This window comes from Micromonospora sp. NPDC023888 (genome assembly GCF_040639415.1).
Lineage (GTDB): Bacteria > Actinomycetota > Actinomycetes > Mycobacteriales > Micromonosporaceae > Micromonospora.
Window position 1 is genome coordinate 1 of the sequence record NZ_JBEZZW010000057.1, and the last position, 21367, is coordinate 21367.

18 protein-coding genes and 1 pseudogene are annotated in these 21367 nt (G+C 71.4%); 11 read left to right on the top strand and 8 right to left on the bottom strand.

The features are described from left to right. Positions 1-121: 121 nt before the first annotated feature. The 3 genes from AB0F61_RS31905 to AB0F61_RS31915 are packed head-to-tail and all read right to left on the bottom strand — an operon-like array spanning position 122 to position 2890. Complete coding sequence (locus AB0F61_RS31905) at positions 122-694, bottom strand: hypothetical protein (protein ID WP_110567382.1); 573 nt, start codon at positions 692-694, stop codon at positions 122-124. Positions 695-740: 46 nt separating this feature from the next. Next, on the bottom strand, positions 741-1691 hold the full coding sequence (locus AB0F61_RS31910) for a tRNA (adenine-N1)-methyltransferase (protein WP_357817478.1): 951 nt from the start codon (positions 1689-1691) through the stop codon (positions 741-743). 44 nt (positions 1692-1735) lie between these two features. Further along, positions 1736-2890 (bottom strand): site-2 protease family protein, encoded by a 1155-nt coding sequence (locus AB0F61_RS31915; protein ID WP_357817411.1) that lies wholly within the window; start codon positions 2888-2890, stop codon positions 1736-1738. Positions 2891-2967: 77 nt separating this feature from the next. Here AB0F61_RS31915 and AB0F61_RS31920 point away from each other — a divergent pair, with 77 nt between their 5' ends. From AB0F61_RS31920 to AB0F61_RS31935, 4 genes are all read left to right on the top strand, one after another. After that, positions 2968-3882, top strand: coding sequence for a RecB family exonuclease (locus AB0F61_RS31920; protein ID WP_357817414.1), 915 nt, complete (start codon positions 2968-2970; stop codon positions 3880-3882). A 227-nt stretch (positions 3883-4109) separates the two neighbouring features. After that, positions 4110-4796: a response regulator transcription factor gene (locus tag AB0F61_RS31925; protein WP_357817417.1), complete on the top strand. Its 687-nt coding sequence runs from the start codon at positions 4110-4112 to the stop codon at positions 4794-4796. Between the two features lie 356 nt (positions 4797-5152). Continuing rightward, on the top strand, positions 5153-5920 hold the full coding sequence (locus tag AB0F61_RS31930; protein WP_357817420.1) for an ABC transporter ATP-binding protein: 768 nt from the start codon (positions 5153-5155) through the stop codon (positions 5918-5920). Then, positions 5920-8475: an ABC transporter permease gene (locus AB0F61_RS31935; RefSeq protein WP_357817422.1), complete on the top strand. Its 2556-nt coding sequence runs from the start codon at positions 5920-5922 to the stop codon at positions 8473-8475. The genes AB0F61_RS31930 and AB0F61_RS31935 overlap by 1 nt, the downstream gene beginning before the upstream one ends. 52 nt (positions 8476-8527) lie before the next feature. On the opposite strand, the gene AB0F61_RS31940 is transcribed toward AB0F61_RS31935, so the two are convergent. The 3 genes from AB0F61_RS31940 to AB0F61_RS31950 form a co-directional block, all read right to left on the bottom strand. Then, a complete protein-coding gene (locus AB0F61_RS31940) occupies positions 8528-9178 on the bottom strand; it encodes an HAD family phosphatase (protein WP_357817425.1) in 651 nt (216 codons plus the stop codon). Between the two features lie 119 nt (positions 9179-9297). Next, positions 9298-10041 (bottom strand): neutral zinc metallopeptidase, encoded by a 744-nt coding sequence (locus AB0F61_RS31945; RefSeq protein WP_357817428.1) that lies wholly within the window; start codon positions 10039-10041, stop codon positions 9298-9300. Positions 10042-10301: 260 nt separating this feature from the next. Continuing rightward, a complete protein-coding gene (locus AB0F61_RS31950; RefSeq protein ID WP_357817481.1) occupies positions 10302-11402 on the bottom strand; it encodes an ionic transporter y4hA in 1101 nt (366 codons plus the stop codon). Positions 11403-11491: 89 nt separating this feature from the next. Here AB0F61_RS31950 and AB0F61_RS31955 point away from each other — a divergent pair, with 89 nt between their 5' ends. From AB0F61_RS31955 to AB0F61_RS31965, 3 genes are read left to right on the top strand one after another with little or no spacing between them, the layout of a single operon-like run. Then, positions 11492-11854 (top strand): metalloregulator ArsR/SmtB family transcription factor, encoded by a 363-nt coding sequence (locus AB0F61_RS31955; RefSeq protein WP_357817431.1) that lies wholly within the window; start codon positions 11492-11494, stop codon positions 11852-11854. Continuing rightward, positions 11851-12369, top strand: a complete 519-nt coding sequence (locus AB0F61_RS31960; RefSeq protein WP_357817434.1) for an SRPBCC family protein — start codon at positions 11851-11853, stop codon at positions 12367-12369. Before AB0F61_RS31955 ends, AB0F61_RS31960 begins: the two co-directional genes overlap by 4 nt. A 22-nt stretch (positions 12370-12391) precedes the next feature. Beyond that, entirely contained in the window at positions 12392-12883 is a 492-nt protein-coding gene (locus AB0F61_RS31965) for a DUF5946 family protein (RefSeq protein WP_357817436.1), read from the top strand. Positions 12884-12909: 26 nt separating this feature from the next. On the opposite strand, the gene mug is transcribed toward AB0F61_RS31965, so the two are convergent. Beyond that, positions 12910-13482, bottom strand: coding sequence for a G/U mismatch-specific DNA glycosylase (mug, locus tag AB0F61_RS31970; protein ID WP_357817439.1), 573 nt, complete (start codon positions 13480-13482; stop codon positions 12910-12912). A gap of 74 nt (positions 13483-13556) precedes the next feature. Between mug and AB0F61_RS31975 the strand changes: the two genes are divergently transcribed. From AB0F61_RS31975 to AB0F61_RS31990, 4 genes and pseudogenes are all read left to right on the top strand, one after another. Then, complete coding sequence (locus AB0F61_RS31975; RefSeq protein ID WP_357817441.1) at positions 13557-14300, top strand: methyltransferase domain-containing protein; 744 nt, start codon at positions 13557-13559, stop codon at positions 14298-14300. A gap of 294 nt (positions 14301-14594) precedes the next feature. Beyond that, complete coding sequence (locus AB0F61_RS31980; protein ID WP_357817484.1) at positions 14595-15314, top strand: alpha/beta hydrolase; 720 nt, start codon at positions 14595-14597, stop codon at positions 15312-15314. A gap of 449 nt (positions 15315-15763) precedes the next feature. Further along, a pseudogene (locus AB0F61_RS31985) lies at positions 15764-16477 on the top strand (ThuA domain-containing protein); the annotation flags it as partial. A 588-nt stretch (positions 16478-17065) separates the two neighbouring features. Then, positions 17066-19894 carry a PQQ-dependent sugar dehydrogenase gene (locus tag AB0F61_RS31990; RefSeq protein WP_357817444.1) on the top strand — a complete coding sequence of 943 codons (2829 nt, stop codon included), beginning with the start codon at positions 17066-17068 and terminating at the stop codon, positions 19892-19894. A gap of 110 nt (positions 19895-20004) precedes the next feature. Here the strand turns inward: AB0F61_RS31990 and AB0F61_RS31995 are convergent, their stop codons facing one another. Next, the gene (locus AB0F61_RS31995) at positions 20005-21192 is read right to left on the bottom strand and encodes a helix-turn-helix transcriptional regulator (protein ID WP_357817447.1); all 1188 of its coding nucleotides are present in this window, start codon (positions 21190-21192) and stop codon (positions 20005-20007) included. Positions 21193-21367: the final 175 nt, after the last annotated feature.

The window sequence follows — 21367 nt, forward strand, 5'->3', positions numbered from 1 at the left end:
CCGGCCTGCGATGCGGTCAAGCCGTTCGATGCCTTCCCCCGTAACCGGTCGGACACCTCCGGCTATGCCACCTACTGCAAGCCCTGCCCCACGCGGCCCGGCCGGGTCCAGGGGGTACGCCTCAGAGCATCGGACGGCCGACCACCGAGGCGACCAGCCGCGCGAATTCCTCAAGCCGGGCGATCTGCCCGGCCCCACCGTCGTCGAGGGTCTTGCCGAAGCGCAGCGCGTCGTGCCGTGGCGTGCCCACCATCTCCTCGCTCGGCGGCGCCTCGTCGAGTGAGGTGAGCAGCAGGTAGACGTCGATGCTGTCGACCCGGATCTCGCCGCTGTCGGAGCGGTTGAGCCGCCGCCGGCAACCGACCTCGGTGACGGTGGAGACCGGCACGACCCGCAACGACGAGGTCATCGAGCCCGGCGGGCCCTCCTCCGGGGGCACGTCCTCACCGTGCCAGAGGATGAGCCGGCTGCCGTCGCAGACGACGACCTCCTGCCACACGCCGTTCACCTCGTTGACGAAGCGTTCCAGGGTGAAGCCGAGCACCGACGCGCCGCGGAGCACGCCGCCGAGCGCCTCCAGGGCGACGTCCGGGTCGCGCAGGTAGGCCCGTGCCGCCGATTCCAGATCCTGGTAGGGCGACCAGTCGGGAAAGACCGCGGGGAGGTCACCGCCGCCGTAGCCCGGTCGGCTCATGCCAGCGCCTCCCCCTGCTCGGCGGTGCCGCCGGCCAGCTCGATGGTCACGGCCTGTCCATCTCCCCCGTACCGTCGGACTGCGCACCTGCCACCAGGGCGGCGGCCTGTCGGGCCGCCTCCGCCGCGCGCAGGTCCTGGCGGCGCTGCGCGTACGCCTCGGTGCCCTTGCTGGGCTTGCGGCGGCGCGGCGGCGCGGTGACCCCGGGGGCCAGCTTGCGCGCGGACACCAGGAACGCGGTGTGCGCGATCATCCGGTGGTCCGGCCGGACGGCGAGGCCCTCGGCGTGCCAATCGCGCACCAGGGACTCCCAGGCGCGCGGCTCGGTCCAGCCGCCGCGCTCGCGCAGCGCCTCCACCAGCTCGGACAACTGTGGCGTGGTGGCGACGTAGCCGATGAACACCCCACCGGGCACCAGCGCCCGCTCGACCATGTCGAGAGTTTCCCAGGGGGTCAGCATGTCCAGGATGATCCGGTCGAAGCCGGTCTCCTGGCACTGCGCGACGTCACCGACGTGCAGGCGCCACGACGGGTGCGGCCCGTTGAAGAACGCCTCGACGTTGCGCTTGGCGATCTGGGCGAAGTCGTCGCGCAGCTCGAACGAGTGCAGTTCGCCCTCGGTGCCGACGGCCCGCAGCAGCGAGCAGCTCAGCGCGCCGGAGCCGGCGCCGGCCTCGAGGACCTTCGCGCCGGGGAAGATGTCACCCATCGCGACGATCTGCGCCGAGTCCTTCGGGTAGATCACCTGGGCGCCGCGCGGCATGGACAGCACGTAGTCCGACAGGAGTGGCCGCAGGGCGAGGAACGCGGTGCCGCCACCGGCGGTGGTCACCACGCTGCCGTCGGGGAGCCCGATCAGCGTGTCGTGCGCCAGGATGCCGCGGTGGGTGTGGAACTCCTTGCCGGGCTCCAGCGTCACGGTGTGCATCCGCCCCTTGGGGTCGGTCAGCTGAACCCGGTCGCCGGGCCGGAACGGCCCACGGTGCACGGGTGTCAGCGCCGGGGTGGTGGGGTCGGCTCCGACGGTGGAGGGAGTTGCGGTCACGGTGTCATCTTCCGGTTGGGTTCGAGGAGCTGTGCAAGGTCCGCGATGTGCAGAATGCCGACGACATCTTCGCCTGACGTCACCACGTACTGCGCGCCCGGGTGGGTCTGTACGGCCTCCATCACCCGCTCGCCGTCCCAGCCGACCGGCAGCGCGGGAAGTGTGCCGAGTGCCCGGGCGACGGTGTCCACCGCCAGCCATGGTCGGCGGTCGACGGGCACCGCGTCGGCGGCGGCCGGGTCGACGAGCGCCACCGGCCGGCCGGTGGAGTCGGTGACCAGCAGGGCCGCGGTCGGCTGACCGCCTTCGGCGCGTCGGCGCTGGGCTTCGGCCAGGGGCGTACCGGTGGACACCGGCCAGACCGGGCGGGCCAGCCGGGAGAGGTCGATCAGTGGGAACCGGCGGCTGACCCGGGCGGCCCGGATCGCCTGCCCGGCGCCCCGCCAGAGGGTGACGGCGACAAGCAGCATCAGCGGCAGCGCCAGCGGCACCAGGTAGTCGGCCACGGTCAGCAGCCCGACCAGGGCGGCGGTGCCGACCGCGACGACCCGGCCGGCCCAGCCGGCGACCTCGGTGCCGCGGTGCCGGTCGCCGGTCAGCCCCCAGACGGCGGCGCGCAGCGCCCGGCCGCCGTCGAGCGGCAACCCGGGCAGACTGTTGAACAGCGCGACGATGACGTTGCTGACCGCGAGTTGGAAGGCGAGTTGGTGCGCCACCGTCCGTTCGGGCAGGGCGAGGGTGGCGGCGACCGCGAGGACGCCGAGCACCGCGGAGACCGCCGGGCCGGCCAGCGACACCAGCAGGTCGACGCGGGGGGACGGGGCGTCGCGGTCCATCTCGGTGTAGCCGCCGAGCAGTTCCAGGGTGATTCCGCGCACACCGATGCCGTGCCGGCGGGCGGTGAGGGCGTGACCCAGCTCGTGCAGCAGCACCGAGCCGAGCAGCGACACCACGAACCCGAAGCCGATCAGGTAGCCGCTGATCTGCGGCAGGTCGAGCTGTCGGCGGGCGAATTCGGCGTACAGCACGGCGATGAGCACCGCCAGCAGGACCATGGAGCCGTTGAGGTGCAGCGGCACCCCGAACACCCGGCCGACGTTCAGGCCGAGACGCCGGTCGGGTCGGCGCGGCGGCCGGGATGTCTGCTCCATCGCCACGATGCTACGGACCGTCGCCGTGCGGGGCGGGCGGCGGTCGGTGTCACACCGGTGCCCTAACCTTTGCCGACATGACGGCGGAATCGGTCACCACCTCCCAACCCTCCCCCGCGGCGCAGGCGCCGCCGACGGTCCGCGCCTCGCTGTCGCCGTCGCGGGCGGCGGATTTCAAGACCTGCCCGCTGCTCTACCGGTTCCGCAGCATCGACCGGCTGCCCGAGCGCACCACGATCGAGCAGGCCCGGGGCACGCTCGTGCACGCGGTGCTGGAGCGCCTGTTCGACCTGCCCGCGCAGGGCCGCACGCCGGCGGCGGCCGGTGACCTGGTGGCCCCCCAGTGGGACCGGCTGGTGACCGAGCAGCCGGAGCTGGCCGGGATCTTCGACGGCGCGGAGCCGGCCGGGCCGGTGGAGTTCCTGCGCTCGGCCGCGGGGCTGCTGGAGGGCTACTTCGCGGTGGAGGATCCGACCCGGCTGGAGCCGGCCGAACGGGAGAGCCTGATCTCGGCGGTGGTCGACGAGGAGTTGCTGATCCGGGGCTACCTCGACCGGCTCGACGTCGCTCCGGACGGCGCGCTGCGGGTGGTCGACTACAAGACCGGCGGCGCGCCACGGGAGGCGTTCGAGGCGCGGGCGCTGTTCCAGCTCAAGTTCTACGCCCTGGTGCTGTGGCGCACGCGGGGGGTGGTGCCCCGGGTGCTGCGGTTGCTCTACCTGCGCGACGCCGAGGTGTTGGACTACACGCCGGACGCCGACGAGTTGGTCCGCTTCGAGCGCACGGTGGTGGCCCTGTGGCGGGCGATCGAGCAGGCCACCGCCCGGCAGGATTTCCGGCCCCGACCGAGCAAGCTGTGCGACTGGTGCAGCCACCAGGCGCTCTGCCCCACCTTCGGTGGCACTCCGCCGCCGTTTCCGGTCGCGCCGGCGAGCACCGACCCGCTGCGCGACTCGCGGTCCGCTCCGGTGACGCCGGGCGCCGACGAGTGACGGCCGTCCCCGCGCCCCGGTGAGGTCGGTCCGGCCCCGGCGACGCTGATCGCCTCCTCGGGTCGGTGGGCGAGCCGCGCGCCGATCCGGTGGACCCGACCGCAATGGTGCCGCCGCGGTCGGGACAGGGCGACCGGCCGGCCTCTACGGTGATCCGCGACGCACCCGCCTACGTACGCGAGGATGACCGGGTGCGGCAGCACGATGTCGGCCGGACAGGAGGCGAGATGACGGATCGGGTGGCCTCGGCGCGGCCGGTGCGGATCCTGCTCGCCGACGACCAGCCGCTGTTGCGTACCGGCTTCCGGATGGTGTTGGGGGCCGAGGGTGACCTGGACGTGGTGGCCGAGGCCGGCGACGGTGTGGAGGCGGTGGAGCTGTCCCGGCGGCTGCTGCCCGACGTCGTGCTGATGGACATCCGGATGCCCCGGATGGACGGGGTGGCGGCGACCCGCGCCATCGTCGACTCCCGGCTGCCGGTGCGGGTGCTGGTGCTCACCACGTTCGACCTGGACGAGTACGTGGTGGGGGCGCTGCGCGCGGGCGCCAGCGGGTTCCTGGCCAAGGACGTGCCCGCCGAGGAGCTGATCGCGGCGATCCGCACGGTGGCCGGTGGGGACGCGGTGGTCTCGCCGCGGATCCTGCGGCGGCTGCTGGAGCGCTTCGCCGACCTGCTGCCCGATCCGGCGGCGACGCCCGCGCCGGTGCTCGACGCGCTCACCGACCGGGAACGCGAGGTGCTGGTGCAGGTGGCCCGGGGGTTGTCCAACGCCGAGATCGCGGCGGTGCTGTCGGTGAGCGAAACCACAGTGAAGACCCACGTGGGGCGCCTGCTGACGAAGCTGCGACTACGGGACCGGGTGCAGGCCGTGGTGCTGGCGTACGAGTCGGGCCTGATCCGCCCCAGGGCGTAGCCGGCGTCCGCCGGCTACCCCACCCGGCGTACTCAAGAATCCCTCCGCTGGGGGACGGCTGGGTTGCCGTGCTCACCTACCGTGACCGGAGACGGCTCGGCGCGGTTGACCCTCCTGTGGCGTGAGGGGGCAGGGTCGGCTTCGGCGCTGTCTCCGGTCGCGGGAAAAGGGGTCGACCGGCCGTCGGGTCAGGGGCAACCCTGATCCGACATCGGGGGCCACCCGCAGCGGGAAATCCGCGCCGGGTCCCCCCGTGGGCGGACGGAACGGGCGTGAGCAGCGCCGATGATGGAACAGTCGCGCCGGACCATCGGGGGGCGGCGTGAACATACGGACAGACGGAAGAGGTAGATGACGTGACCGCGACGGTAGGCCAGCAGGCGCAGGCCGCGGCCCGGGCGAACGACGTGTGGAAGGTGTACGGCAGCGGCGAGGCTCAGGTCATCGCCCTGCGGGGGGTCAGCGCGGAGTTCGAACGTGGCCGGTTCACCGCGATCATGGGACCGTCCGGTTCCGGCAAGTCGACGCTCATGCACTGCCTGGCCGGCCTGGACTCGGTGACCCGGGGGACGGTGGCGATCGGTGAGACGACAGTCACGGGGTTGGGCGACGCGGGGCTGACGAAGCTGCGCCGCGACAAGGTGGGTTTCATCTTCCAGCAGTTCAACCTGCTGCCCACGCTGACCGCCAAGGAGAACATCCTGCTGCCGTTGTCGATCGCCGGGCGCAAGCCGGACCCGGCCTGGTACGACACGGTGATCACCACGGTCGGTCTGCGGGACCGGTTGGACCACCGGCCGGCGCAGCTCTCCGGCGGGCAGCAGCAGCGGGTGGCGTGCGCGCGGGCCCTGGTCTCCCGCCCCGAGGTGATCTTCGCGGATGAGCCGACCGGCAACCTGGACTCGCGCTCCGGCGCGGAGGTGCTCAACTTCCTGCGCAGCTCGGTCCGCGAGCACGGCCAGACGATCGTGATGGTGACCCACGACCCGACCGCCGCCGCGTACGCCGACCGGGTGGTCTTCCTCGCCGACGGGCAGATCGTCTCGGAGTTGATCGAGCCGACCGCCGAGACGGTGCTGGACACCATGAAGAAGCTGGACACTCCGGCCGAGGTGGGCAACTGATGTTCCGGGCGACACTGAAGAGTCTGCTGGCCCGCAAGGTCCGGCTGATCCTGTCCGGTCTGGCGGTGGTGCTCGGGGTGATGTTCGTCTCCGGCGCCTTCGTGTTGACCGACACGCTGGGCCGTTCGTTCGACTCCGTCTTCGCCGACGGCTTCTCCGAGATCGACGTGAACGTCGCGGCGAAACCGAAGGTGGAGCTCAGCGAGATGGAGGGCGAGCAGACCTCCGCCCCGCTGCCCGCCGCCGTGGTGGAGCGGGTCAAGCAGGTGCCCGGGGTGTCCTCGGCGACCGGCATCGTCAACGCCGACGGTGCCCGCGTGATCGGCAGCAACGGCAAGGTGATCACCTCGTTCGGTCCGCCTCAGCTTGGCGAGAACTGGATCGGCGAGAGCGACCTGATGCAGTTGCGGGAGGGGCGCGCGCCGCAGGCCGAGAACGAGATCGTGGTCAACAAGTCGCTGGCGACGACCGCGAAGGTGCAGGTCGGCCAGCAGGTCGGGGTGCTCACCGCGTTCGAGTCGAAGAAGCGGGACTTCACCCTGGTCGGCATCATGGGTTACAGCGGTGACCGGGACTCGATCGGCGGGGTCAACGAGGTCTTCTTCACCACGCCGGTGGCGCAGCGGCTGATGCTCGGCCAGCCGGACACGTTCAGCAGCATCACGGTGAGCGCGGCCGGCGGGGTCTCCGACGAGAAGCTGCGCGACGACGTGGCCCGCACCCTGGGCCCGGACTTCGAGGTGAAGACCGGTAAGCAGGTGGCCGCGGACGCCTCGGCCAGCCTGAAGGAGGGCCTGTCCTTCTTCAACAAGATCCTGCTCGGCTTCGCCGCGGTGGCGCTGCTGGTCGGTACGTTCCTGATCCTCAACACCTTCTCGATCATCGTGGCGCAGCGCACCCGGGAGTTGGCGTTGATGCGCGCCATCGGGGCCAGCGGGCGGCAGATCATCGGTTCGGTGGTGCTGGAGGCCATCGCGGTCGGGCTGATCGCCTCGGTGCTCGGTCTCGCCGCCGGCATCGGCGTGGGGGCGCTGCTGGCGTTCCTGTTCGGCAAGTTGGCCGGTGGCCTGACCCTGGCCGGCATCGGTGTGCCGGCGGCCGCGGTGATCGGGTCGTTCGCCGTCGGGCTGGTCATCACGGTGGTGGCGGCGCTGCTGCCGGCGCTGCGGGCGTCGCGGATCCCACCGATCGCGGCCATGCAGGACGTGGCCACGCCGGACCGGCCACTGACCAAGATCACCATCACCGGATCGGTGGTCACCGGCATCGGCGCGGTGCTGCTGTTCCTCGGGCTCAGCGGCAACGCCAGCGGCCAGACGCTGCCCACCATCCTCGGTGGGGTGCTGTTCGCCTTCATCGGCGTGGCGCTGCTGACCCCGCTGATCAGCCGGCCGGTGGTGAACCTGCTGGGCGCGATCTTCTCCTGGTCGGTGCCGGGCAAGCTGGGCCGGCTCAACTCCGGGCGCAACCCGCGCCGCACCGCGATCACCGCCGCGGCGCTGATGGTCGGCATCGCGCTGGTCACCGGCGTCACGGTGATCCTCGACTCGGCCAAGGGCAGCATCAGCGCGCTCGCCCAGGACACCATCAAGGCCGAGCTGGTGATCTCCGGTCAGCAGGGTGGCCCGCGTCCACCGAGCTTCGACCCGGGCGTGCTGGACCAGGCGAAGGCGCTGCCCGGCGTGCGGCTGGTCGACGGCGAGTACGGCGACATGGCGAAGCTCGACGGCGAGAGCACCTGGGTCGCGGCGAGCAGTGACGTCGCGTCGCTGCGGCAGATCTTCGGGGCGAAGGCCACCGCCGGTGACATCGACCGGCTCGGGCCGACCCAGATGCTGGCCAGCTCGGACACGGCCACCTCGCGTGGCTGGTCGGTGGGTTCGACGGTCAAGGTGCAGTTGACCCGGGGGGAGGCACGGACGTACACCGTCAGCGGCATCTACGAGTCGTCGCAGTTGACCAACCCGGTGACGTTGCCGGTGCAGGCCGCGAAGGACTTCACCATCCCGCAGCCCATCCAGGGCTTCATCCAGCTCGCCCCCGGTGCCCGGGTCGCCGACGTGCAGCCCCAGGTGGAGACGCTGCTGGCAGACAGCCCCGAGGTGTCGGTGGCCGACCGGGACGCGTTCATCAAGCAGCAGACCGGTCAGCTCGACGGGCTGCTCACGATGATCCAGATCCTGTTGGCCCTGGCCATCGTGATCGCCGTGCTCGGCATCATCAACACCCTGGCGCTGTCGGTGCTGGAGCGGACCCGCGAGTTGGGTCTGTTGCGGGCGATCGGCCTGCGCCGGGGCCAGACGATGGGCATGATCACCGTGGAGGCGGTGGTGATCTCCGTGTTCGGCGCGCTGCTCGGCGTGGCGGTCGGCACCGGCCTCGGCGCCGCGGTGGTCGAGGCACTCAAGGACGAGGGCATCACCGACCTGATCCTGCCCTGGGGGCAGATGGGTGTCTTCCTCGGTCTCGCCGCGATCATCGGGGTGGTGGCCGCTGTGCTGCCGGCCATCCGCGCGGCCCGGATCAACGTCCTGGGCGCGATCGCCCACGACTGAGCGCGACGATGAGGGCCCCCGTGGACGCCACTCGCGTCCGCGGGGGCCCTTTCTAGACCGCGGCCCGGTCGGCCAGCAGCGCCGCGAGCAGCGCCAGGTCCACGCCGGTCAGGCTCTCCACCTGGTGTACGCCCGCGGTGCGCGCGAGCGCCACCTCCGCCGGTACGGCCAGCACCGCCGCGCCGGAGGCGAGCGCGCTTGCCACCCCGGTCGGCGAGTCCTCGATCGCCACGCAACGCTCGATCGGCACACCGAGCTGCCGCGCCGCGGTCAGGTAGGGCTCCGGGTGCGGCTTGGCCGCCACCACCTCGTCGCCGGCGACCACCGTGTCGAAGTTGTCCCGGCCCAGGGTGTCCAGGGCGATCTCGACAAGCGCCCGAGGGCTGGAGGTGACGAGCGCGGTGGGGATTCCCGCCGCGCGGACCGCCCGCAGCAGCTCGAACGCGCCGGGCCGCCAGGGCAGTCCGGTGCGGAACAGCTCCAGGATCCGGGCGTTGATCCACGCCGCGCTGATCTCCGGATCACGTTCGGGCTGCCCCAGGTCGTCGTGCAGGATGCGCATCGACTCGGCCATGGCGGTGCCGATGATCGACCGGCGGGCGTCCTCGGACAGCTCCCCGCCGTACTCCCGGGCGAGTTCCTGCAGCGCGACGTCCCACAGCTTCTCGCTGTCGACAAGCGTGCCGTCCATGTCGAAGAGCACGGCGGCGGGGTGGTGGCTGCTCAGCGGATCCTCCAGGGTCGTGGCGACACCGGCGATCCTGCCAGGCCGGCACCCCGCCGGTGACCGCGATGGGCGCCGACGTGATCCGGGCAACCCGTTCAGCCCAGGTCGCAGGCCGCCAGGGAGCGCTCGTAGCCACGGAAGAACGAGTCGGTGCGCTGCTCGGCGGTGCCGTGCGAGCCCTCCGCGAACCACGGCTGGTCCGGGTCGTCGCCGACGGCCGCCAGCCCCTCGCGGAACTCGTCGAGGTCGCCTTCGGCCAGGGTCAGGGCCTCGGCGCGTACCGAGTCGCCGAGGAACGCGCCGGCCATGCAGTCCGCCTGCAACTCCTGCTGGATGGTGAAGCTGTAGTTGATGCCGAGCCGCACCTGGATGCCGTGGGCGTACTCGTGGCCGAGCAGGTAGAACACGAACGCGTCGCCGACCTGGCGGAACGCCGCCACCGACCAGGCGACGTCGTACGCGATGAAATCGCCCTGCGAGCAGTAGACGGCGTTGTTGCGGGGCAGCGGCTCGCCACCGCAGGACACCTCGCCCGCCCGTTGGTACGGGGTGATCCGCCGGATCGGTTGGAACCGCTGCCCGGACTCCTTGAACTGGGCTGACCAGTACCGCTCGGCGATGTCCTGCGCGTCGACGACGTCCTGCTTGAACTCGGCGACGCTTGTGGTGCTGTCGGCCCGGGTGGTGCTCGGCGCCGGCGATGCCGGCGACCGGTCCCGTGTGGGGCGCTCACCCTCCGGCTCGGCCAGCCCACCGCCGGCGCAGGCGAGCGACACGAGGGCGGCGATCAGGAGACCCGCCAACGGGCCCCGGGCGTCGCGTCCTGACCGTGTGCCCACTGTGCCTCCCCAGACATCGCTGCTCGCGCTGGTAGTACCCCGAGGATGCGACCGAAACGCCCGTCACCGGATTCACGGACGGCGCGGCCGGACGGTTCACGGAGGGGGCGGGTACGGCCAGTATGGCCCGGGGCGAGTGTGGTCGTCCGGGGCGTCGTGACGCAAAGCTCTTGAGGCGGCGCAGCAGCGCTACCTGAACGCCCGCGCGGACCGTCTCGTGGGCGACCCGCCGCCGGCCGGCTGAGCCGGCAGGCGGACGGTCAGGGGCTCGCGGCCAGGAAGACGAAGGCGGCCAGCAACACCAGGTGTACGCCACCCTGTAGGACGTTGGCCCGGCCAGGCACGACGGTCAGCACGGCGGTCACCGCGGTCAGCGCGAGCAGGGCGAGCTGGGTGCCGCCGAGGCCGAGCAGCAGGGGGCCGTCCAACCAGATCGAGGCGATGGCGATGGCCGGGATGGTCAGGCCGATGCTGGCCATCGCGGAGCCGAGGGCGAGGTTCAGGCTGATCTGGACGCGGTCGCGGCGCGCGGCGCGGGCGGCGGCGAGGGTCTCCGGCAGCAGCACCAGCAGGGCGATGATGACGCCGACGAACGCGTGCGGCAGGTTCGCGGCCGCGACGCCGGCCTCGATTGTCGGCGAGACGGTCTTGGCGTCCCCCACCACGGCGATCAGCGCCACCAGCAGCAGCCCCAGGCTGATCAGCGCCGCGCGGGTTGTCGGCGGTTTGGCGTGCTCCTCGGCGTCGATCACCCGGCCCTGACTGTCGACCGGAAGGAAGTAGTCGCGGTGTCGGCCGGTCTGCACGAGCACGAACAACCCGTACAGGGCCAGCGACGCGACGGCGGCGAAGGCGAGTTGGGCCGGGCTGAACTCCGGGCCGGGCCGGGCGGTGGTGAAGGTCGGGATGACCAGACTCAGCGTGGCCAGGGTGATCACGGTCGCGAGGGCACCGCCGGTGCCCTCCGGGTTGAACACGGCGACGCGTCGGCGCAGCGCACCGAGCAGCAGGGACAGGCCGAGGATGCCGTTACAGGTGATCATGACGGCGGCGAAGACGGTGTCGCGGGCGAGCGACTGGGTCTTCTCCGGTCCGCTGATCATCAGCGTGACGATGAGGGCGACCTCGATCACGGTGACCGCGACGGCGAGCACCAGTGACCCGTACGGCTCCCCCACCCGGTGGGCGACCACCTCCGCGTGGTGCACGGCCGCCAGCACCGCACCTCCCAACAGCACCGCCACCACCACGATGACCGGGCCGGGCAGGTCCCGCCCCCAGGTTGCGATCAGCACCAGCACGGCGAGCACGGGTACGGCGACGGTCCAGTCGGTCATCCGGGATCGAAGCAGGGTGGCCATGCCGTACAGAGTGCCAGGGGAGCTGATCATGTGCCCACCATCGACGCAGCGGGTGCCCAGACCCGTAACCTTTGGGTTACGCTTCCGGAGTGGATGAGGTTGCCACCGCGATCGCGGACCCGGTGCGACGGCACATCCTGACCATGCTGCGCGACGAGCCCCTCTCCGCCGGCGACATCGCCCAACGGTTCGCGATCAGCCGGCCCGCGATCAGCCGCCACCTGCGGGTGCTGCGCGAGAGCGGGCTGGTCCGCGACGAGGTGGTGGGCCGACAGAGGATCTACCGCCTCGACCCCGCCCCGCTCGCCCCGCTGGCCGGCTGGCTCGCCGGGCTCGCCACCGCCGACCGGTGGGAGCGGCACCTCGACGCGCTGGAGACCGAGATCTACCGCACCCGCCGAGAGCGCCGCGGCCGCGGCCCGGCGCAGTCCCGAAGGGAACACACGGCATGACCCGCACCCCCGCCGGACGCCTGTTTCGCACCGCCACCGGCCACGACCTCGTCCTCACCCGGACCTTCCGCGCCCCGGCGGCGGACGTCTGGGCCAGCCTGACCGAGTCCGAACGCACCGCCCGCTGGTTCGGCCCCTGGGAGGGCGACGCCGCGCCCGGAAAAACCATCCGGGTCCAGATGGCGTACGAGGAGCAGCAGCCCTGGTGTGACGTCCACATCGACGCGTGCGAGCCGCAGCGACGCCTCGCCGTTTCGATGATCGACAGCTACGGCACCTGGCGACTGGAACTGGCGTTGACCGAGACCGACGGCACGACCGAGCTGCGGTTCGTCCAGCACCTCACGAGCGTGGAGGGCATCGCGGAGGTCGGCGCCGGCTGGGAGTACTACCTGGACCTGCTCGTCGCCTCCCGGGACGGCACGCCCCGGCCCGAGTTCGACGAGTACCACCCCGCGATGCAGCAGTACTACCAGGGGCTCGCCGGGCTGCTCGTGGACGAGGGCCGGCAGTGACGGGCGACAGTTCACCGAGACCATGAACGCGACGCGCACCGACCGCTGCGCCGAGTGCGGCGCTGCGGTGCCGACGAGCGGCGACTGCTGGACGCGGCTGCACGAGCTGCTCGAGATCGAGACCCGCGTGCTGCCCAGTCTCGACCCGGAGGCGGGAATGCGCGCGCACTTCTTCGCCGTGGCCACGTACCAGCTTCAGCATCCGTCCCGGCTCACACGTGAGGCGCTCGACCGCCTGCACGCCTCGGTCGACGAGATGACCGGCCCCGCACCGCCTCCGATCGCGCGCCTGCGCCGCGACATGGGCCGCTTCGCGGCCGGCTCGCAGAAGGTCACCCGATCGGCGCCGCCGAGCGATCGTTCGCACATCGACGCGCGCTGGCCGGTGTCGTGGTCGGTCACTGCCCAGGACGTGACGGAGCGAGCCGAGTCGGAGTACCCCGACGCCGTCGGCCGCTGGGCGGTCGCGACGCTCGCCGACCTCCGTGTCGCGATGGCCGCCACGTCACGGTAGGCCGGCACCGGATCCACCAGGTACGGCTACCCGAGGTCGAGCTCCCGCCGCAGCCTGGCGAACTCGACGGTCAACGCCGGCAGGGGGAAGTGCGCGTTCAGACCGCTGGGGTTGGGCAGCACCCACACCCGGGCCGGGCCCAGCCGATCCGGCTGCGGACCCAGCCCGGCCCTCGGCCGGACAAAGGCGATCCGGTACGCGGTCACCCCGAGGATCGCCACCCACCGCGGCCGGTACCGCTGCGCCTTCACCGCCAACCCCGTCACCCCGGCCACCAGCTCCGCCGAGGTCAGCTCGTCGGCGCGGGCGGTGGCCCGGTTGCTCAGGCTGGTGATGCCCAGGCCCTGGCGCAGCAACTCGTCGTGTTCCCACGGGTGCAACTCCCGGTCGGTGAAACCGCCGCCGTGCAGGGCCGGCCAGAACCGGCTGCCCCGGCGGGCGAAGGGCAGCCCCACGGCCGCGGAGTAGAGACCCGGGTTGAAGCCACAGAACAGCACCCGCAGGCCGGGGCCGATCACGTCGGCCAGACCCCGGCCGGCCGCCGCCGCCACCTCCTGCCGGGTCGGCGGCCGAAACGGCCCCGACCGCTGCGCGTCCACCCCACCGATCCTGCCGTACGCGCGGGCACCGGACCCGGCGCACGCCAACGATCACGACTTGGCACCCTCAACGGATGCAGTCAGCCGACCACCTCGCCGCCAGCCGCCACGCCCGGATGCGCTGGAACACGCCACTGGCGCCGGAGCACGCGGCGTTGCTGCTGCAGCGACTCGACGTCCGCCCCGGCGCGCGCGTACTCGATCTCGGGTGCGGTTGGGGTGAGCTGCTGCTGCGGGCGGTCGCCGCCGGGGGCGTGTCCGGCCCGGTCGCGACGCGGGGCGTCGGCGTCGACACCGACGGCGTCGCCCTCGACCGGGGGCGGCGGCTGGCCGCGGACCGGTCGCTGAACCGACACGTCGCCTTCGTCATGGGGGAGGTGGCGGCCTGGCAGGAGCCGGCCGACCGGGTCCTGTGCATCGGGTCGGCGCACGCCTTCGGCGGCACCCGGGCCGCGCTCGACGCGCTCGCCGCCGTGGTCCGACCCGGTGGCCGGCTCCTGTTCGGCGACGCGTACTGGGAGCGCCCGCCGACACGGGAGGTCGAGCAGATCTTCGGCCCGGAGGTGGTGACCCTCCCGGAGCTGGTCGAGGCCGCCCGGGAACGCGGCTGGCGGGTGCTGCACCTGAGCACCGCCGACCAACGGGAGTGGGACGACTTCGAGTCCACCTGGCTGGCGGGCCGCCAGGAGTGGCTGCTGGCGTACCCGGAGGATCCCCGCGCGGCCGACGTCCGCACACAGCTCGACGACCGGTTGCGCCAGTACGTCGGCGGCTACCGGGGCGTCCTCGGCCTCGCCTACCTCGTCCTCGGTCGCTGACGGCTCTTCGGTGACGTCGGAGCGGTCTCCGACGGGACCGGGTCGGCCCTCCTGGGAGTCGTGGACCTTGGGGGCGATCCCGTTCTCGGTCGGCTGGCTGGTCGCGCGTCGCCGCTACCGCGACCGCCTCGACTGGCGGGCGGTCGAACCGGACCCGCTGCGCTGGGGGCACGAACGTCGGCGTTCTGCCCACCGACCGGACCGACGTGGGGAAGAGTGGCAGGCGAGAGCCGTCGTCGACGACGCAGCGGTGGCACGGCCTCGCCCGGACCGCGGAGGTTTGAGTTGAGTGACATGTCCCCGGCCACGCCCGCGCGCAACGTCGTGCTGGTCCACGGCGCGTACGCCGACGGCTCCTCCTGGTCCGACGTCATCCCCCTTCTGCAGCGGGCCGGTCTGACCGTCACCGCGGTGCAGAACCCGCTCACCTCCCTGGCCGACGACGTGGCCGCCACCAACCGTGCCCTCGACCGCCAGGACGGGCCCACGGTGCTGGTGGGCCACTCCTATGCCGGCACGGTGATCAGCGACGCCGGCAACCATCCCCGGGTCACCGCCCTGGTGTACGTGGCGGCCCGCGCGCCGGACGCCGGCGAGGACTACACCGCGCTCGCAGCGAAGTACCCCACGCCACCGGCGAACGCCGGTCTCGTGCACCACGACGGGTACGCACAGCTCAGCGAGAGCGCTTTCCTCGCCGACTTCGCCGGTGGGGTGGAGGAGACCCGCGCCCGCGCCCTCTACGCGGTGCAGGGGCCGATCGCTGGGGACCTGTTCCAGGGCCGCACGACCACGGCCGCCTGGCGGGACCGACCCTGCTACTACTCGATCTCCACGCAGGACCGCACTACCGCTCCGGAGCTGGAGCGGTTCCTGGCCGAACGGATGGACGCGACCACGATCGAGGTCGAATCGTCGCACCTTGCCATGGTGACCCACCCGGAGACGATCGCCGACCTCATCCTCATGGCGACCCGCGGGGCCCGCGGTCGCACGGCGAACGACCGAGGCTAGCCGCCCGGCGCGCGGCGAGGCTGACGGGTAAACCAGCAGCGCCGCGCCTTGTCCGACGCGACGTTCTCGTCTTGGTGGGTGGACCTGCCGCCGAGCACGCGGCGTGCGGCACCGCCTGCGCCGGCCGTTGCCCCGGGCACCCGATCTGGAGCGGGTGGGCTTGACGAGGGCCAGACATCGGAGGTTTACTGCGTCAGCGATGCCAGTCGATACAATCGGACCGTCCACAGTGTCGGCCGGGGTGGCCGACTGGCGCAGCGCCCCATCCCCCATCACCCCACCACCCCCGCACCACCTCAGCCGAGCATCGGCGGCCCGGCTTCCGCACCACCGCCACTGCGGCCCCGGCCTGCCCCCGTGCACAGCCTGAGGTCGACGCTCAGCAGAGGAGCAAGACCATGCGTTCCCGTCCCCGCTTGTTGGCCCTCGTCAGCGGCCTGGCCGTGTTGATGGCCGGCCTGGTAGCCCTTCCCACGCAAGCCTCGGCAGCACCGCTGACCAAGGTCCTGGTGTTCAGCAAGACCGCGGGCTTCCGCCACTCGGCCATCCCCAACGGCATCGCCGCGATCCAGCAGCTCGGCGCCGCCAACGGCTTCAGCGTGACCGCGACCGAGGACGCCAACCAGTTCACCACCTCCAACCTGGCCCAGTTCCAGGCGGTGGTCTTCATGTCGACGACCGGCGACGTCCTGAACGCCAGCCAGCAGACGGCCTTCGAGTCGTACATCGGGTCCGGTGGTGGGTACGTCGGCGTGCACGCCGCCGCCGACACCGAGTACAGCTGGCCGTGGTACGGCCAGCTCGTCGGGGCGTGGTTCGACTCGCACCCGGCGATCCAGACCGCGACCGTGAAGATCGAGGACCGGACCAACCCGTCGACCGCACACCTCGGCGCCACCTGGGTCCGCTCCGACGAGTGGTACAACTACCGCACCAACCCCCGCTCCAGCGCACGGGTCCTCGCCAGCCTCGACGAGTCGTCCTACAGCGGCGGCAACATGAACGGCGACCACCCGATCACCTGGTGCAAGGCGTTCGGCGGCGGACGTGCCTGGTACACGGGTCTCGGGCACACCGAGGCGTCGTACACCGACCCGAACTTCACCCGGATGCTGCTCGGCGGCCTGCAGGTCGCCGCGGGTTCGGTGAGCGCCAACTGCTCGCCGGGGACGACGCCGACCACCCCGCCGCCGACCACCGCCCCGCCGACGACGGCCCCGCCGACCACGCCCCCGCCGACGACGGCCCCGCCGACCACCCCGCCGCCCGCCGCCACCGGTTCCACCCTGCGGGCTCGCGCCAACAACCAGTACGTCAGTGCACCCAACGCCACCACCCCGCTGATCGCCAACAAGACCTCCGCCGGCACCAGCGAGCGGTTCGAGGTGGTCAACCTCGCCAACGGCAACGTCGCGCTGCGCGCCAAGAGCAACGGGCAGTTCGTCGCGGCAGAGAACGCCGGGGCGTCCGCGCTGATCGCCAACCGGGCCACCGCCGGCGCGTGGGAGACGTTCCAGCTGATCCGTAACTCCGACGGCACGGTTAGCCTGCGAGCCACCGTGAACAGCCGGTACGTGGCCGCCGACAACGGAGGCTCCTCCCCGCTGATCGCCAACCGGACCTCCATCGGTCAGTGGGAGAAGTTCGACTTCGTCACCAACTGACCGCTCCGCGGCTAGCTCCCCACCACCCTCACCTGGCCGTGGTGCGCCCCCGCACGCCCCGGCCCTGGTCGTCGAGAAAGGACGATCATGCTTTCGAACCCCCGGCGCTGGTCCCGGGCACTCATCGCGGCGGTCACCACCGTCGCGAGCGTGACCCTGGCCGTGGCCGCACCCTCCACCGCTCAGGCGGTGGTCATCCCCGCCTCGGATTATCAGCAGGTCAAACTCGCCACCGGCTCGGCCGAGCTGGGTGAGGCCATGTCGCTGGCCGTGCTGCCCAACCGCTCGGTGCTGCACACCGCCCGCAACGGTGTCCTGCGGGTCACCGACGTGGCCGGCAACACCAAGACCTCCGGCACCCTGTCCGTCTACACCCACGACGAGGAGGGGTTGCAGGGCGTCGCCGTCGACCCCAACTTCGCCACCAACCGGTGGATCTACCTGTACTACTCGCCCACGTTGAGCACCCCGTCCGGGGACGCCCCCACCACCGGCACGCAGTCGGACTGGGACCGGTGGAAGGGGCATCTGCGGCTGTCCCGGTTCACCCTCAACAGCGACGACACGCTCAACCTGAGCAGCGAGAAGATCGTGCTCCAGGTCGCCAACGACCGTGGGCAGTGCTGCCACGTCGGCGGTGACCTGGACTTCGACGCCGCCGGCAACCTGTACCTGACCACCGGCGACGACACCAACCCGTTCGAGTCCTCCGGGTACGCGCCGCTGGACGAGCGGACCAACCGCAACCCGCAGTTCGACGCCCAGCGCTCGGCGGGTAACACCAACGACCTGCGGGGCAAGGTGCTGCGGATCAAGCCGCAGGCGGACGGCACGTACACGATCCCGTCGGGCAACCTGTTCGCGCCCGGCACGGCCAACACCCGTCCGGAGATCTACGCGATGGGTCTGCGCAACCCGTTCCGGATGAGCGTCGACAAGGCGACAGGCGTCGTCTACGTCGGCGACTACGGTCCGGACGCCGGGAGCACCAACTCCAGCCGGGGCCCCCAGGGTCAGGTGGAGTTCAACCGCATCACGGCACCCGGCAACTTCGGCTGGCCGTACTGCACGGGCAGCAACACGAGCACCGAAACATACAATGAATACACCTTCCCGTCCGGGCCGTCGCAGTCGAAGTACAACTGCACGGGCGGGCCGACCAACAACTCGTTCCGCAACACCGGTCTGGGCACGCTGCCCGCGGCGAAGCCGGCCTGGATCAAGTACGCCGGCGACTCCGGATCACCGTCGGAGTTCGGCAGCGGCTCCGAGTCGCCCATGGCCGGGCCGGTCTACCGCTACGACGCCTCGCTGAACTCCAGCGTCAAGTTCCCGCAGTCGCTCAACGGCCTGTTCTTCGCCGGCGAGTACGGCCGCCGCTGGATCAAGCCCATCGCGATCAACTCCGACGGCTCCCGCGGGGAGATCTCCTCGTTCCCGTGGAGCGGCACGCAGGTCATGGACATGGCCTTCGGCCCGGACGGCGCGCTCTACGTGCTCGACTACGGCACCGGCTCGAACAACCAGGCGCTCTTCCGGATCGAGTACATCGGTGGCGGCAACCGCAACCCGATCGCGGTCGCCTCGGCCAACCCGACCTCGGGGTCGAACCCGCTGACCGTCAACTTCTCGTCGGCCGGCAGCTCCGACCCGGAGGGTGGCGCGCTGAGCTACCTGTGGACGTTCGGCGACGGCACCACGTCGACGGCGGCCAACCCCACCAAGACGTACACCACGAACGGCACCTACTCCCCCACGCTGAAGGTCACCGACCCGACCGGCCTGTCCGGCACGGCGAGCCTGGTCGTCACCGTGGGCAACACCGCGCCGACGGTGACGCTCACCTCGCCCGTCGACGGGCAACTGTTCAGCTTCGGTGACACGGTGTCGTACCAGATCTCGGTGAGCGACCCGCAGGACGGCACGATCGACTGCACCAAGGTGAGCCTGACCTACGCGCTGGGCCACGACAGCCACGCGCACCAGATCACCTCGAAGACCGGGTGCAGCGGCTCGATCACCGTCCCGACCGACGGGGAGCACGACTCCGCGGCCAACATCTACGGAGTCTTCGACGCCGCCTACACCGACAACGGTGGGCTCACCACGCACAGCATCAAGACCCTGCAACCGAAGCACCGCCAGGGTGAGCACTTCACCGCCCAGTCCGGCGTGCAGGCGACCGACCACACCAACGCCGAGGGTGGCCGGACGGCCGGGTTCATCGAGAACAACGACTGGATCTCGTACCAGCCGTACAACCTGTCCAACGCGACCCGGTTCACCGCACGGGTCTCGTCGGCCGGTGCCGGCGGCACCATCGAGGTTCGCGCCGGGTCCGCCACCGGCACGCTGTTGGGCACCGCCACGGTGCCGGTGACCGGTGACTGGGAGACCTTCGTCGACGTCTCCACCGCCATCAGCAACCCGCCGACCGCGTCGACCACGCTGTACCTGGTGTTCAAGGGCGGCTCGGGCAACCTGTTCGACGTCGACGCGTTCACCTTCACCACCGGCACCACCACCCCCAGCGGGGGGATCACGTTGCGGGCGCAGGTCAACAACCAGTACGTGTCGGCAGTCGGCACCAACCCGCTGATCGCCAACAAGGCCAGCGTCTCGACGACCGAGCAGTTCGACCGGGTGGACGCCGGCAACGGCAACATCGCCCTGCGCTCGCGCGCCAACGGGATGTACGTCTGCGCCGACAACGCGGGCGCGAATCCGTTGATCGCGAACCGCACGACGATCGGCCCGTGGGAGACCTTCCAGATCATCAACAACTCCGACGGGACTGTCGGCCTGCGGGCGCTTGCCAACAACCAGATCGTGGCCGCCGAGAACGCCGGGGCGGGCGCGTTGATCGCCAACCGCACGTCGGTCGGGTCCTGGGAGAGGTTCGTCCTGACCGGCTAGGCGGTGGTGCCCGGCCTGGTCGGCGGCCGGGCCGCCGAACGGCGGGAGTCCGGGGCGGGCGGTGAAAACCGCCCGCCCCGATTCTCTGCCACACGCCCTGGGGAGGCCGGCTAGGGCAGGCCGGCGCCCAGCAGCACGGACGCCGCGCCGTTACCGAGGCGGCCATTGTCCGGCCCGGGCATGCCGGTCAGGGCGTGCAGGCGTTCCAGGTCGGCAGTGCCCGGGTCGGCGAAGTAGACCATCAGGCTGTGCCCCGGCTCGTTGACCAGGTCGAGCTTCATGGAACGCAGCGCCATCCGGCCGACCCGGGGGTGGTTGAAGCGACGCACCGACGAGGTGAACGACACGACGTCGTGGGTCTCCCAGAACTGCCGGAACGTCGCGCTGGTGGCCCCGAGATCCCGGACCATTTCCCGGTAGCGGGCGTCAGCGGTGTTCGCGGCCAGCTCACCGCGCAGCAGCGCCACCAGCCGCCGCGCCTCGTCCTCCCAGTCCACGAGCAGTTGCCGGGCACGGGGCTCGTGGAACAGCAGCCACAGCGCGTTGAGCTCGTGTTCCGGGCGGCCCTCGATGTCGACAAGCAGCGCCGCGCCGCTGTCGTTCCAGGTGAGGATGTCGAAGTAGCGGTCGAAGACCCAGCACGGGTACGCGCCGAGCAGTTCGACGAACCGCAATGTGTCTGCGCTGACCGCCCGGCGGGTCGTCCTGCGGGTCGGCGCCCGCTCACCGGCGAGCAGGAACAGGTGGTCGCGCTCGACCGGGTTCAGGAACAGGGCGCGTGCGATGCTGGCCAGCACCTGACGCGACACCCGGATATTGCGCCCTTGTTCCAGCCACGTGTACCAGGTGATACTCACTCCGGCCAATCTAGCGACCTCTTCGCGACGCAGTCCCGGCGTCCGTCGCTGGCCGGTCACCCCGATACCGGCGAGTTCCGGTCGTAGACGGTTGCGGCGGGATCGCAGGAATGCACCGAGCTCTCTTCGCGCGAAATGCGTTGTAGACGTCACATTGCCCCCGTAGAACAAAGTTCCCGTCATTGAATGGAGTGGAAACGCGCGTCGTCGTGCGTCGCGGATGAGCGTACAACAGGCCTGTAAACACGAGATATCTGCGACGGGCAATGTCGGTGACGTCACCGTAGCGCGGGTCGCCCGCGTCGTGCGGACGACGCCGAAAGACACTGTCCCAGCAGATAAGCCGGCCTGTGACGGCGCCCGCCGCCGGCCGTGGCCGATACGGCGTGACGGCATTACCTCGGCGAATAGCATGACGTCCCATCGCCCGGCCGGTGCCATCCCGGCGGCGGATCCCGAGCGGCGGGCGGGGGCGGAGGCGTGCGCTCGCGCCGAAGAATCCGGAGCGGGTTATCTCGAATACCGGGACACCCGGGTATTGCGGATTTCCGGACGAGATGCCGCACGGCGGGTGCAATTTGCTCGCAATGCGGCGCTCGTGTCGGCGCGGAGAACT

What these genes read in the sequence shown, in the direction of transcription:
- AB0F61_RS31965 (WP_357817436.1), top strand. Translation starts at nt 12,392, where the DNA reads ATGAACGCGACGCGCACCGACCGCTGCGCCGAGTGCGGCGCTGCGGTG.
- AB0F61_RS31915 (WP_357817411.1), bottom strand. Translation starts at nt 2,890, where the DNA reads ATGGAGCAGACATCCCGGCCGCCGCGCCGACCCGACCGGCGTCTCGGC.
- AB0F61_RS31995 (WP_357817447.1), bottom strand. Translation starts at nt 21,192, where the DNA reads ATGGCACCGGCCGGGCGATGGGACGTCATGCTATTCGCCGAGGTAATG.
- AB0F61_RS31935 (WP_357817422.1), top strand. Translation starts at nt 5,920, where the DNA reads ATGTTCCGGGCGACACTGAAGAGTCTGCTGGCCCGCAAGGTCCGGCTG.
- AB0F61_RS31905 (WP_110567382.1), bottom strand. Translation starts at nt 694, where the DNA reads ATGAGCCGACCGGGCTACGGCGGCGGTGACCTCCCCGCGGTCTTTCCC.
- AB0F61_RS31980 (WP_357817484.1), top strand. Translation starts at nt 14,595, where the DNA reads ATGTCCCCGGCCACGCCCGCGCGCAACGTCGTGCTGGTCCACGGCGCG.
- AB0F61_RS31920 (WP_357817414.1), top strand. Translation starts at nt 2,968, where the DNA reads ATGACGGCGGAATCGGTCACCACCTCCCAACCCTCCCCCGCGGCGCAG.
- AB0F61_RS31990 (WP_357817444.1), top strand. Translation starts at nt 17,066, where the DNA reads ATGCTTTCGAACCCCCGGCGCTGGTCCCGGGCACTCATCGCGGCGGTC.
- AB0F61_RS31960 (WP_357817434.1), top strand. Translation starts at nt 11,851, where the DNA reads ATGACCCGCACCCCCGCCGGACGCCTGTTTCGCACCGCCACCGGCCAC.
- AB0F61_RS31975 (WP_357817441.1), top strand. Translation starts at nt 13,557, where the DNA reads ATGCAGTCAGCCGACCACCTCGCCGCCAGCCGCCACGCCCGGATGCGC.
- AB0F61_RS31950 (WP_357817481.1), bottom strand. Translation starts at nt 11,402, where the DNA reads ATGGCCACCCTGCTTCGATCCCGGATGACCGACTGGACCGTCGCCGTA.
- AB0F61_RS31925 (WP_357817417.1), top strand. Translation starts at nt 4,110, where the DNA reads ATGACGGATCGGGTGGCCTCGGCGCGGCCGGTGCGGATCCTGCTCGCC.